This window comes from Polaromonas sp. P1_G1 (genome assembly GCF_056405595.1).
Window position 1 is genome coordinate 1 of the sequence record NZ_JBFUBU010000196.1, and the last position, 436, is coordinate 436.

At 66.3% G+C, this 436-nt stretch carries 1 protein-coding gene; it reads right to left on the reverse strand.

Features of this window, described 5'->3' with window-relative positions; translation table 11 throughout:
* Positions 1 to 40: 40 nt before the first annotated feature.
* Positions 41 to 436, reverse strand: a 396-nt coding sequence (locus AC1D1Y_RS26440; RefSeq protein WP_477684959.1) for an ATP-binding cassette domain-containing protein, incomplete at its 5' end; no start/stop codon positions are given.

Here is a 436-nt window from a genome sequence, read left to right on the forward strand (position 1 = left end):
GCTGCGGCAGTTGCCCCGCCTGCGAGTTGCGGGCCAGGGGCTATGCGCGGTTTTCGGACAAGGTGAACAAGGCCCCCGTGCCCTGACGTGGCATCAGCACCCACTGCCGGGTGTGAAAGGTCGCCACGCTGGGACGGTGGGCAATGGACACCATGCCCCCCCCACGTTGGGTGACCAGGTCGCTGAGGCGCTGGTACAGCGTGGCTTCAGCTTCTGCGTCCAGCGCGCTGGTGGCTTCGTCAGCAAAGACCCACTGGGGTTGCTTAAGCAACACCCGGGCAATCGCCAGGCGCTGCTGCTCCCCGCCTGAAAGTTTTTGTCCCCAGGCGTCCGCGCGGTCCAGCGCGTCTGCCAGGTGGGGCAAAAGCGCATCTACCAGGGCTTGCTGCAGTTGTGCATCGGTGTAGGTGCCGGGCGGCTGCGGGTAGGCCAATGC